The 11,725-nt window shown below is 59.6% G+C and carries 9 protein-coding genes; 4 read left to right on the top strand and 5 right to left on the bottom strand.

The features are described from left to right. The first annotated feature begins 482 nt into the window (after positions 1–482). Positions 483–800, top strand: a complete 318-nt coding sequence (tmaR, locus tag OKC42_RS05225) for a PTS system regulator TmaR (RefSeq protein ID WP_005336024.1) — start codon at positions 483–485, stop codon at positions 798–800. 208 nt (positions 801–1,008) lie between these two features. Next, a complete protein-coding gene (locus OKC42_RS05220; RefSeq protein ID WP_075116006.1) occupies positions 1,009–4,092 on the top strand; it encodes a transglycosylase domain-containing protein in 3,084 nt (1,027 codons plus the stop codon). 109 nt (positions 4,093–4,201) lie between these two features. Here the strand turns inward: OKC42_RS05220 and yidA are convergent, their stop codons facing one another. The 4 genes from yidA to OKC42_RS05200 form a co-directional block, all read right to left on the bottom strand. Further along, entirely contained in the window at positions 4,202–5,011 is an 810-nt protein-coding gene (gene yidA, locus OKC42_RS05215; RefSeq protein WP_064341589.1) for a sugar-phosphatase, read from the bottom strand. 114 nt (positions 5,012–5,125) lie between these two features. Then, positions 5,126–6,793: a DUF342 domain-containing protein gene (locus OKC42_RS05210; RefSeq protein ID WP_333563368.1), complete on the bottom strand. Its 1,668-nt coding sequence runs from the start codon at positions 6,791–6,793 to the stop codon at positions 5,126–5,128. A 250-nt stretch (positions 6,794–7,043) separates the two neighbouring features. Next, entirely contained in the window at positions 7,044–8,192 is a 1,149-nt protein-coding gene (locus tag OKC42_RS05205) for a competence/damage-inducible protein A (protein WP_270819187.1), read from the bottom strand. A 53-nt stretch (positions 8,193–8,245) separates the two neighbouring features. Next, positions 8,246–9,484 carry an HD-GYP domain-containing protein gene (locus OKC42_RS05200; RefSeq protein ID WP_005336014.1) on the bottom strand — a complete coding sequence of 413 codons (1,239 nt, stop codon included), beginning with the start codon at positions 9,482–9,484 and terminating at the stop codon, positions 8,246–8,248. Between the two features lie 144 nt (positions 9,485–9,628). On the opposite strand from OKC42_RS05200, the gene metA reads away from it, so the two are divergent. After that, a complete protein-coding gene (metA, locus tag OKC42_RS05195) occupies positions 9,629–10,576 on the top strand; it encodes a homoserine O-acetyltransferase MetA (protein WP_042053667.1) in 948 nt (315 codons plus the stop codon). Here the strand turns inward: metA and OKC42_RS05190 are convergent, their stop codons facing one another. Beyond that, the gene (locus OKC42_RS05190) at positions 10,577–11,095 is read right to left on the bottom strand and encodes a cyclin-dependent kinase inhibitor 3 family protein (RefSeq protein WP_101531578.1); all 519 of its coding nucleotides are present in this window, start codon (positions 11,093–11,095) and stop codon (positions 10,577–10,579) included. It abuts the gene before it with no gap. 143 nt (positions 11,096–11,238) lie between these two features. Between OKC42_RS05190 and OKC42_RS05185 the strand changes: the two genes are divergently transcribed. Next, entirely contained in the window at positions 11,239–11,709 is a 471-nt protein-coding gene (locus OKC42_RS05185; protein WP_005336001.1) for an Lrp/AsnC family transcriptional regulator, read from the top strand. The last annotated feature ends 16 nt before the right edge of the window (positions 11,710–11,725 follow it).

The following is an 11,725-nucleotide window of genomic DNA, read 5'->3' as shown; positions in this document are numbered from 1 at the left end:
TAGTTCAGTCGGTTAGAATACCGGCCTGTCACGCCGGGGGTCGCGGGTTCGAGTCCCGTCCGCTCCGCCACTAATTTTAAAGGCCTTCCCGATTGGGAAGGCCTTTTTGCTATGGGCGATTTTTGCCCAGAGCCCCCCAGATTTGTACACTCGGCGAACACCAAAACCCAGTCTCACGACCGGGCTTTGGTGTTTTTAGCGTATTAAACAGACAGTATTAGCATTTATCTGCAGGAAGAGAACTAAAGCCCTGTCATCTCCTCCATTTTGTATCCATATCAAGCCTTTATCTGATGGATTACTGGCCATTTTAACTGGTTTACTTTTGGCCAAACTCTGTTCATGGTGCGCGATTAGGGTTGTATCTCGCTTATAACTCGGTAGAGTAAGGGCATCTTGAGTTTGCCTGTCCCGTGCCGAGTTTGCCGGGTTCCAGGTGTAACTTGGCCAGTTTTTATCAACCTTAAGTCAGTGGTATCGATATGGAACAAGTAAACAAGTCCACCTTCAGCGATGTACTGGAATATGTGCGTATGTCCCGTCGCCAGAACAAACTCAAGCGTGAAATTGCGGATAACGAGAAGAAGATCCGTGACAATCAGAAGCGCGTGCTGCTGCTCGACAACCTGAGCGACTATATCAAGCCGGGCATGAGCATTGATGATGTGCAGGCGATCATCGCCAACATGCGCGCCGACTATGAAGAGCGCGTGGATGACCACATCATCAAGAACGCCGAGCTATCCAAAGAGCGTAAAGAGCTGAGCACCAAACTGAAGGGCATGAGCTCTCACAAATAAGCGTTCAGCTTTCGCTTCAGAGACACCGGCCACTGGCCGGTGTTTTGTTATCAGCTCGGATCTCTGCCACTCCTGCAACAATCGGCTCCCCTTTTTAGAATTGCCCTGTTACCATCACCACAAAGCGGTCAATAGTTTCAAGCCATTGACTTGAAAAGACTAAGCTTGAGTGAAACACAATAAATTGCGCAACCATGGTGGGGCTGATATGGGCGCATCAGAACAGACGGATTTGACACAAGTGGCATCTCAAGATTCATCTGTCCAGACCTCGGACGGGAACCCAAAGCGCAAGCGTCGTCCCTGGTGGCGTTGGCTGTTCTGTTTTCTCTTTTTATTGTGTCTGGGGGCGGTGATCGCTCTGGTTGGCTATGAGATGAAAACCTCGAAGCTGCAATCTCAGGAGATCTCCCGCTATGCCGCCAAGCTCACCTATCAGGTCGAGCCTGGCCAGAGCAAGCAGATCGCTTTCCCTGAGGATGGCCCGTTCGACAAGCGGCTCGGCTATGTGCAACTGCCGATGATGCAGGAGCGTTTGCTTCAGCGGGGTTATGAAGTCAGCAAACAGGTGCATTTCTCCGACGCACTCTATGACTACGCCAGTCGTGGCTTCTTCGTGCCCTATACCGAGAAGGTGCAGGCCGGTTTGACGCTGCACGATTGCCGCGCCGAGCCCTTCTATCAATTCAAGTATCCGACCCATCACTATCCGGATTTTGACTCCATTCCACCGCTCGTGATCCAGTCGCTGCTGTTTATCGAGAACCGCGACTTGCTGAGCAATGAAGAGCCGTTGGCCAACCCGGCGGTCGACTGGCCCCGTTTTGCCAAGGCCGCGCTCTCTCAAGTGGGCAAGGCGCTCGATATGCAGGATCAATCTGCCGGTGGCAGTACTCTGGCGACCCAGGTGGAGAAGTATCGCCACTCGCCGGATGGCCTGACCCTGTCGCCGACCGAGAAGATCCGTCAGATGGCCTCTGCCAGCGTGCGGGCTTATCGTCTCGGGCCGGAAACCCTCGAAGCGCGCAAACTGGTCGCCTGGGCCTACCTCAACTCGGTACCGCTCTCGGCTGCGCCGGGATATGGTGAAGTGCATGGTCTGGGAGATGGTCTCTGGGTCTGGTTTGGTGCCAACGTCGATGACGTGAACCGTCTGCTGGATCCCGCCCGCAACCAGAATGCGCCGCTGGCCGAACAGGGGCTTGCCCTGCGTCAGGTAGTCTCTTTGATGATTGCGCACCGCCGTCCCTCTTACTATCTGGCTCAAGGGCGAGAGGCGCTGGCTACCCTGACCGACAGCTACCTGCGCCTGTTTGTGCAGGAGGGAATGATCACGCCACCTCTGATGGAGGCGGCGCTCAAGGCCAAGATTACGTTCCGTGACTTCCTGCAGTCCCCGGCTATCACCCGGGTGAACAATAACAAGGGGTTGCAGGTTGCCCGTACTCGCCTGAGCCGCCAGCTCGGGGTGCAGCTCTATGACCTCGACCGGATGGATCTGACCGCCGATACCAGCCTCAACATGCCGCTGCAGAACGAAATCTCCCGTTATCTGCAACAGCTGGCCGACCCGACGTTTGCCGCCCAGGTAGGGCTGTTTGGTGAGCGCCTGCTCTCGCCGGAGAAGACGGGCGATGTGCGCTATAGCTTCACCCTGTTCGAGAAGTCGCCGGAAGGGTTCAAGGTGCGGGTACAGACCGACAACACCGATCAGCCGTTTGATATCAACGAAGGCTCCAAGCTGGAGTTGGGCTCAACCGCCAAGCTTCGGGTGCTGACTACCTATCTGGAGATCGTAGCCGAGCTGCACGATAACTATGCCGGGATGCCGGTCGAGAATCTGCGCAAGCTGGCTGCCGTCTCTCAGGACAACCTCAGCCGCTGGGCCATCTCCTATCTGATGACGGCTCAGGACAAGAGCCTGCCTGTGATGCTGGAAGCGGCGCTGGATCGCAAATACTCCGCCAGCCCCAATGAAGGGTTCTTTACCGGTGGCGGCATGCACACCTTCAACAACTTCCGCCGCGAGGATAACAATCGTATTCCGACGTTGCGTGACTCTCTGCGTGAGTCGATTAACTTGCCCTTTGTGCGGCTGATGCGCGATATCGTGCGCTACAGCCTCTACAAGGAGGGCAACCGTGCCCAGTTGCTGAAGGATGACAAGGATCCCCGTCGTCAGGAGTATCTGGCCAAATTTGCCGACAAAGAGGGCCAGACCTATCTGCTGCGCTTCTGGCGAAAATATCGCGGCAAGACTCCCGAGGAGCAGCTCGATACCTTCCTCGACGGTCTCAAGCCGAGTGCGGTACGTCTGGCGGCGGTTCACCGCTACCTGATGCCGGAAGCCAGCGAAGCCGCATTTGCTGCCTTCCTGGCGGAGCGGTTGCCGCGCGAGAAGCTGAGTGCGAAACGGGTCAATCAGCTCTATGTGAGCTATGGCCCGGGCAAGTATTCACTGCCGGATCAAGGCTACATCGCCCGAGTTCACCCGCTGGAGCTGTGGTTGCTGGCCTATCTCAAGGAGTTCGACAAGGCGACCTTTGCCGACGCGGTGGCGGCCAGTCGTGACGAGCGGCAAGAGGTCTACAGCTGGCTGTTCAAGACCCGTCATCGCAGTGCCCGTGACAGCCGGATCCGCACCATGCTGGAGGTTGAAGCTTTCCTCGATATCCATCAGCGCTGGGCCAAGCTCGGTTACCCGTTCGACCATCTGGTGCCTTCGCTGGCGACCGCCTTGGGAAGCTCCGGCGATCGTCCGGCTGCACTGGCCGAGCTGATGGGGATTATCCAGAATGGCGGTGTCCGCTCGCCAACCCTGCGTATCGAGCACCTCTCGTTCGCCAAGGGGACGCCCTTCGAGACCGAGTTTGAGCCGCAGCACACCGAGGGCACCCGGGTGATGCCAGCAGAGGTGGCGGCCGCCTTGCGCAGTGCGCTCTCCAAGGTGGTTGAAGGGGGCACGGCAAGACGTATCGCCGGTGCCTTTACCCTGCCGGATGGCACTGTGCTGCAGATGGGGGGCAAGACCGGAACCGGGGATAACCGGATTGAAACCGTGGGTCGTTATGGCAACGTGACCAGCTCACTGGCGCGCAACCGCACCGCGACCTTCGTTTTCTATCTGGGTGAGGATCACTTCGGTACCCTGACCGCCTATGTACCGGGTAGCCAGTCTGACAAGTTCCGTTTCACCTCGGCGTTGCCGGTGCAGGTGCTCAAGGGGATGGCTCCTCTGCTGACGCCTTACCTGCAACCGGGTTCCCATACCCAGTGTCTTGCGAACCAGTGATGCGAGTGCATTACCGCTCATCACGCAGATAACTGACCAGAAAAAACGGGGAGGCTGACAGCCTCCCCGTTTTTATTTCCTCATCGGACGCAGCAGCGCTCGATTGTGATCAGGCGTTCAGTACGAACTGTTCGATCACCTGAGCTACACCATCTTCATCGTTGCGGGCGGTGGTGTGCTGGGCGAGATCCTTGATCTCGTCGGTGGCATTGCCCATCGCCACCCCGAGGCCTGCGTATTCGATCATGTGGCGATCGTTGCCCGCATCCCCGACGCAGATCACCTGATCGGCGGTCAGGCCCAGGTGCTCGGCCAGCGCGGCGACGCCGGTTCCCTTGTTGCTCTGCTTGTTCATGAACTCGAGGAAGAAGGGGGCGCTCTGTACCACGGTATAGCGCTCATAGAGCTCTGCAGGCAGTCGCTCGATGGCGCGGGAGAGCTGGGGCGGCTCGTCGATCATCATCACCTTCATGATCTGCTCGTCGGCAGGCAGGGTGGCGAAGTCGATCAGATTGATCGGCATGCCGATAAGGCGAGATTCGTGCTCGGTGTAGGTACTGACACGGGGACTGATCAGGCCACGGGTGACTGAGAAACCGTGGACGTTCACTTCCAGCTCGTCAGCCAGTTTGGCGACGGCGCTGGCGTCACTGCCGGTCAGCAGCTGACTGCGGATGATGCGCTGATCGGCCACCTGTTGCACCAGGGCGCCGTTGTAGCAGATGACGTAGTCATGCTCTGTGGTGAGGCCGAGCTCTTCCAGATAGCGGCTCATCCCTTCCAGCGGGCGGCCGGAGGCCAGCACAACGGTTACCCCTTTGGCGCGCGCTGCGCTGATGGCGGCGTGGGTGCGGGGAGTAATCTGGCCCTGCGGGTTGAGCAGGGTGCCATCCATATCCAATGCGATCAGCTTGTACATCTCTCACTACCTGAGTCTGGGTGGCCCGCCCGGTGGGGCCAAGGAAGTGGCGAGTGTAGCGAAAATCTACGGCGGGATCACGGCCGGTTCAGCGATGGGGCCGTGCCGGTTGATCTATTTGTGCCCCTCGTAAGGGGTCATCTCGAGGGTTTCATCATGGATGGTCAGACGGGTAGGGCCTCGGGTGATGGTAACCTTGCGTTTGAAGCTGGCCATCTCGACCTCGATGCCGGAGTAGAGGTGCTGGGTGGCAATGACCTCCATCTGAGCCATCAAGTTTCGCAGCTCCTCCTGGTTGGCGGTGAGCTGCTCATCGAGCTGGGCCAGTTCGGCCAGCTGATGGTCCCGGATCGGTTTGAGCTTGCGTAGGGTATCCGGATTGCGCTTGTCGCCGGGTAGTTGCAGCAACTTCATGACCAGCTCCTTGATTTTCTCCAGCTGGGCCTGACACGCCTGCTGGCGCAGCTTGAGCTGGTGTTCCTGCTCCTTGTGGGTGAAGTAGCCGCCGAGGATCTGCAGCCGGGTATGGTTGGCGGCCTCGGCCCCCAGGCTGGGGGCCATGATCAGGCGATTGGCAATGCTGGTTCCCCCCAGCAGAGTGCCTTTGCGCATGTTGCTATCGCCCACCTTGATATCTTGTCCGCTGCGGGAGTAGCAGTGGCTGAGCTGGCTCTGGATCTGGATATCCCCCCCCGCTTCCAGCTGGGCATACTGGGCGTAGCTGGCGTGGATCTCTCCTTGTGCATTGAGCTGGCAAAGGTACTCCCCCTGCTCGTTGCGGCGACCAATGATGCCGTGACGTACCGTAATGCTGCCCCCCGCCTCGATCCATCCCCCTTCGATAAAGCCGCCGATGACGATGTCACCACTGACCCGGATCTTCATGCCCGGGTTGACGTCGCCGCTGACGATTAAGCCCCCTTCAAAATCAATATGGCCGTGGCGGGCATCCACCTGTTTGACGCTGAGCACCTCGTCCACCTTCATGCCTGCTTTCTCCTGACAGGGCAGGCCAGCCCGACCGGCAATCAGCAGGTCGGGATCGTCGGGGGAGATAAAGGTGCCCTCACCAGCACTCATTGGGCTGTCTTTGCCATCCTTGGCGGGCAGATCCTGACCGGTCACGGTAAAACCGGGTACCCCGACGGTGGCCGGATGACGGCGCATCAGCGGAGCGCCGGCCTTGACGGTGACGATGGAGCCGAGATCCCGCAGGTCGACCTTGCCATGCCCCAGCTCCTGCGGTTTGAGGATCCGTTCGGCCGGGGTCTCCACCAGCCGCTCATAGCGAGTGTCCTGACCATTGACGGCTGGCTGGCCGTTGGCAATCACCAGCTTGAGCTGACTGCCGGGGGCGGCCTCCTTGGCTGATTGGATGGCAGCGGTGAGCAGTTGCTCACTCACCCCCTGTTTGATTTCGCTGATGGAGATCGCCTCTTTCAGCTGTTCCAGCGTCACATACTTGCCCCCCCAGTCGGCAGTGATCTGGGCGATGGCGCTCATGCGATCCTTCTCCACTATTACGGCGAGTCGGGCATCCTGACGCTTGCCGACAGGGATGGGGTTGGCGGGGACGGGGGCGGCAGGGTTGGTGAGCAGGGTATTAAGCAGGCTGATGGCCTGTTTGACCCCCTCGGGCAGCGGCTGATAGCGGCGACAGTTGGAAGCGAGCAGCAGCGCCTGCACATCCTGTTCCGTGACAGGTTTGGTGAGACCGGCGGCAATCCGCAGGCAGACCAGTTCCATATCGCTTGATAGCAGCAACCACTCTTTGCTTAACACCGCATCTCCTTGCTGGATGAGAACGGAGCGATCGGCTCGCTCCTCTACTGTCATTTAATCTCTCAATGATTAATAAAGCGAGTCACCAACCCTGAGAGTGGGCAGTATCCAGAGATTTCCTCTGAATGGTCAATGAATTGAAGTCAAATCGGTGATGGCGGCCGGATAAATATGGGTGCTGTTTGGCAATGGCGTGAAAAGACAGATCGCAGCGCTAGCAACATAGGGTCGCTGGCAGGGGCGGTGGTTATCAGCTGCGCTGGGCTGTTCTGGCCAGGGTGAGGTAATCGCCGAGCACCGGCTTACCCAGCATATGGCGGCGCAGCATGTCGAGGGCGGCAAAGGCGAGGATCTTGCGGCGGCTCTCCGGGTCGGGGTGGCTGACCTTGACCGTCTGACCGACGTGTTTTCCATCGGCGCTGAGTAGCAGTGGTACACCCTCAGTGCCCTCTCGCCCTATGGTCAGTTGCAGGCCCGCATCGGCTGTAGGCAGTTGTGCCAGCTCATCGGCCAGTTGCGTACTAAAGTTGGCCTCCAGCCGGGGATGGCCGTGACAAAGCGCCAGCAGGGCGCCGCCACTCTCTCCCTCCAGCAGAGCCAGCGGTTTGCCTTGCAGCAGCGCCAGGATCTGCTGCGCCGGTTCCGTATCTCCGCTGCCAACCAGCCAAGGGTGGATCGTATCCAGCAGTCGGCGCTCTGCACTCTCCATGTCAGCGGCACTGGCGCCGTGGCCGATCAGTTTCAGCTCGATAAGGGGCATGGAGGAGCGGTAACCCAGCTCGATGCTGGCTGGCCAGGGTTCGGCATCCAGCATATCGCTGAGCGCCGACTCCGAGACACCGAAGGTGTAAAAGCGACGCAGCTCGGTATCGACTTGTGCCCCGGCCAGCTGTTTGAGGCGCGGCAGAATTTGCTCGCGCACCATCTGTTTGAACTCGAACGGCACGCCCGGGGTGAAGAAGAGCTGACTCTGGCCACTTCGCACCACAAAGCCGCAGGCGGTGCCGACCGGGTTGTCGAGGATCTCGCACCCCTGTGGCAGCCATGCCTGTTTGGCATTGCTTTGTGCCATGGGGCGGTCACGGCTGGCGTAGCGCGCTTCGATGGTAGCGAGCCAGTCGGGGAAGAGGGTGAGCGGTTGGTCAAAGGCCTCGGCGGCAGCCTGAGCGGTCAGGTCGTCGGCAGTGGGCCCGAGTCCGCCACACACCAGCACCACCTCGGCGCGGCTGGCACTCTCTTGCAGCACCGTTTTCAAGTCAGCGAGGTTGTCCCCCACCGTCAGGCGACGGCGCACCTGCCACCCCTGTTCCAGCAGCAGAGCACTGAGCCAGGCCGCGTTGGTATCCACCACCAGACCCGTCACTATTTCGTCTCCGGTACTGATGATCTCGATACGCATGGCAGGCTCCTTGGATTAAACGGGTGGCAACGGTTGGCCTCGGGCCAACACAATCAGGCTTTGTTGTGCTCGAAGTAGTAGCTGATCCGGGTACGCGGGTTGAGGTACTCGAACACCGCCGGCGGCAACCGCTTGGGATGGATCACCTTGGCGATGGAGAGTTCGGCCTGCTGCAGATCGATGATGGCCGCTTCCTGACGCGGTATGCGCGGATCGTAGACCAGCACCGAGGGGTAGAGCAGGCGGGAAGCGTTGACCGACATTACCAGCCCCACCTGACCGTTGGAGAGTTGCACCACGCTGCCGGGGGGATAAATTCCCATCAACCGGATCAGCATGCTGAGGTACTCCGGATTGAACTGCGCCTTGCGCTGCTTGTAGAGGCCGCTCAGGGCCGAGTAGGGCACCTTGGCCTGCATGTGGCAGAGGTTATCGTACTCGTTGATCAGCGACACCATCTGGGTCAGCGGATCGAGCTGGCCACCCTTGAGCCCTTCCGGCCCGCTGCCATCGAGATATTCGTGGTGATGGAGCACGATCCCCTTCGCCTCGGCCGGGAAATCCTTGGCCAGATTGAGCAGATCCAGCCCGTAGCGCGGGTGCTGGGCCATCAGATTCTGCTCCGGCTTGGTCAGCGGCTCGGTCTTGCGCAGGATCTGGCTCGGGATCTTCAATTTACCGATGTCGTGGAATAGGGCCCCCATGCCGACCTGACGGATCTCGTCGGCCGTCATGCAGCACTCCTTGGCCAGCAGCATGCTGAGCACGCTCACATTGAGGGAGTGGAAGTAGAGGTTGTTGCCATCCTCGCTGTCGGAGACTAGGTGCAGCACCATTTCGTCCACCGAGAGCAGTTGCTCGGTCATGGCATTGACCAGCTCCTGCGCCTCGCCGATGGCATTGAGGGGGCGGGACTGGATCTTGCTCATCACGCTGCGCACCTGCGCCAGCGACTGCTGGAACTGCTTCTCGCACTGCTGCAGGTTGCGGCGATAGAGTTGCAACTGCTCGATGCGGCGATCCTTCTCCTGCTGCATCTGGGCCTGACGCTGGGCGGCGTCTGCGCTTTCTTGTTGCTGAGGCTGTACCTGATTGAGAGGCTTGGGCGGAACGTCGCTCTTGTCGGGAATGATGGTGACCAGTTTCAGGCCGAGACGGCGGATCAGCTCGATCTCTTCTTCACTTTTGATCTTGAAGCTGGAAAACAGGAACGGGTGTTCGCGCCACCCCAGTGGCAGGGATACATAGTTGCCGACTTGCAGTCGATCTACGGAAATCTTGATACCGGTCATTATCTTGGAAGCAGGAGACACACTGAGCCGTATGCTAGTCAAAGGCGGGGGTGAATACAAAAGGTATCTGATGACAGGGCAGGAGCTTTATTATAGGCTTCTGGATGTCCAGACATATTTACTGATGCAGTACAGGGAGTAAGCATGCCGATCAAGATCCCGGATCAGTTACCCGCCGCCGAAGTGCTGGGGCAGGAGAACATCTTCGTGATGACGGAATCCCGGGCCGTCACCCAGAACATCCGCCCGCTGCGGGTGCTCATCCTCAACCTGATGCCAAAGAAGATTGAGACCGAGATCCAGCTGATGCGGATGCTCTCCAACTCGCCGCTACAGGTGGATGTGGATCTGCTGCGCATCGATGACAGGGAGTCAAAGAACACGCCGCAGGCCCATCTGGAGAACTTCTATCACGACTTCGAGCAGGTGCGTGGCAACAACTATGACGGCATGATCATCACAGGGGCGCCGCTCGGGCTGGTGGAGTTCGAGGAGGTGGTCTACTGGCCGCGCATCGTCGAGATCATCGAGTGGTCCCATCAGCATGTCACCTCCACCCTGTTCCTCTGCTGGGCGGTGCAGGCGGCGCTGAAAGCCTTGTATGGTATGGAGAAGCAGACCCACGGCGAGAAGCTCTCCGGGGTTTACCGCCACCATCGCCTCGATGAGCACGAGCCGCTGCTGCGCGGTTTCGATGACGAGTTTGTCGCCCCGCACTCCCGTTACGCGGCGTTTGATGGCGATCTGATCCGTGCCCAGACCGACTTGCAGATTTTTGCCGAGTCAGAAGAGGCGGGAGTCTATCTGGCGGCGACCAAGGATTGTCGTCAGGTGTTTGTCACCGGGCACCCGGAGTACGATGCCCTGACGCTGGACGGGGAGTATCAGCGGGATCTGGCGGCAGGGCTCGACCCGGCCATTCCTGTCAACTACTACCCGAATAATGATCCGAGCCGGACGCCGCGCGCCAGCTGGCGCAGCCATGGTCATCTGCTGTTTGCCAACTGGCTCAACTACTACGTCTATCAGCTCACCAGCTATCGGGTGGAAGATATCGGCAAGGTCTTCACCTACGACCAGGGAGGTAAATAGTCAGTCGCCCTGCGCCAGCCGCTCGGCCAGCTGGTCGAGCCATTGGCGGTGGCAGGCCAGGGTAAATGCCTTGGGTCTGTGGGCCTTGATGGCGGCCATCGCCTCTTGCTGTGGCTGGCCGAGGGTCATCAGCAGCGCGGCGGCGACCAGACCGGTACGACCGCTGCCCCCTTTGCAGTGGATGACCAGATGTTTGCCATCCCCCAGCAGCTCGCGCAGCTGTGGCAGCGCCTGTTGCCAGGCCGCCTCGAAGTCGTTGTCGGGGGCCAGATCATCCTCGATGGGCAGATGGAACCAGCGCATCCCTTCGTGCTCGACCTGTTGGCCGAGCTGCGCCAGTTCGAGTCGGATCAACTCGGCGCTTGTCATCAGGGTCACCACCCCGTGGGCACCGGCCAACCGCAGTTGATCGAGCGCCAGGGTCAGCGGCACCTGCTGGGTGCCGGGGCAGGGGGTCAGCAGCAGCTGACCGTCGACACGGGGAACCTCAAGGCTCCAGAAGGGGTGATACGGGTGCATGGCGGATCCTCGCGTGGTGGCCGCAGGGCTGCGGCCGGTGAATGGCGCCAAGGATAGGCGGGGCAGGGGGGATGTCAATGGCCGTTGTGTTTGCCCCGGTTTACGGGCAGAGTCTAAAAAATTGAGCGGTTCAAGGAGTTAAGATGAGAAACCTGGATCAACTGGATTTGGATATCCTGGCCCATCTGTTTCGGGATGCGGGCATGACCAACAAGGATCTGGCCGCGCTGGTGGGCGTTGCCCCCTCCACCTGTCTGGAGCGGGTGCGCAAGTTGCAGCAGGATGGCGTGCTCAAGGGAGCGCACTGCGAAGTGGATTATCAGGCCCTCGGTGGCCACATTCAGGCCATGGTCTCCCTGCAGCTGGCCCGTCACAGCCGCCAGATCATCGATGCTTTCCGCGATGCCATTCTGGCGTTGCCCGAAGTGATCAGTCTGTTCCACATGGGGGGCAAGGATGATTTTCTGGTGCACCTGTGTGTCTCCGACACCGAGCACCTGCGCAACTTCGTCTTCGATCACTTCACCTCCCGCGAGGAGGTGGTGCACCTCGAAACCTCGCTGGTATTCGAGCACAAGTTCAGCCGCTCCCTGCCTTGCTTTCCCCAACCATAACGGCCAGTGGGCCGAC

Source organism: Aeromonas sp. Y311-2 (assembly GCF_027706025.1).
GTDB lineage: Bacteria > Pseudomonadota > Gammaproteobacteria > Enterobacterales > Aeromonadaceae > Aeromonas > Aeromonas veronii.
Note: the sequence above shows the minus strand (reverse complement) of the source record. Positions and strands in the feature narration are given on the sequence as shown.

What these genes read in the sequence shown, in the direction of transcription:
- tmaR (WP_005336024.1), top strand. Translation starts at nt 483, where the DNA reads ATGGAACAAGTAAACAAGTCCACCTTCAGCGATGTACTGGAATATGTG.
- OKC42_RS05220 (WP_075116006.1), top strand. Translation starts at nt 1,009, where the DNA reads ATGGGCGCATCAGAACAGACGGATTTGACACAAGTGGCATCTCAAGAT.
- yidA (WP_064341589.1), bottom strand. Translation starts at nt 5,011, where the DNA reads ATGTACAAGCTGATCGCATTGGATATGGATGGCACCCTGCTCAACCCG.
- OKC42_RS05205 (WP_270819187.1), bottom strand. Translation starts at nt 8,192, where the DNA reads ATGCGTATCGAGATCATCAGTACCGGAGACGAAATAGTGACGGGTCTG.
- OKC42_RS05200 (WP_005336014.1), bottom strand. Translation starts at nt 9,484, where the DNA reads ATGACCGGTATCAAGATTTCCGTAGATCGACTGCAAGTCGGCAACTAT.
- metA (WP_042053667.1), top strand. Translation starts at nt 9,629, where the DNA reads ATGCCGATCAAGATCCCGGATCAGTTACCCGCCGCCGAAGTGCTGGGG.
- OKC42_RS05190 (WP_101531578.1), bottom strand. Translation starts at nt 11,095, where the DNA reads ATGCACCCGTATCACCCCTTCTGGAGCCTTGAGGTTCCCCGTGTCGAC.
- OKC42_RS05185 (WP_005336001.1), top strand. Translation starts at nt 11,239, where the DNA reads ATGAGAAACCTGGATCAACTGGATTTGGATATCCTGGCCCATCTGTTT.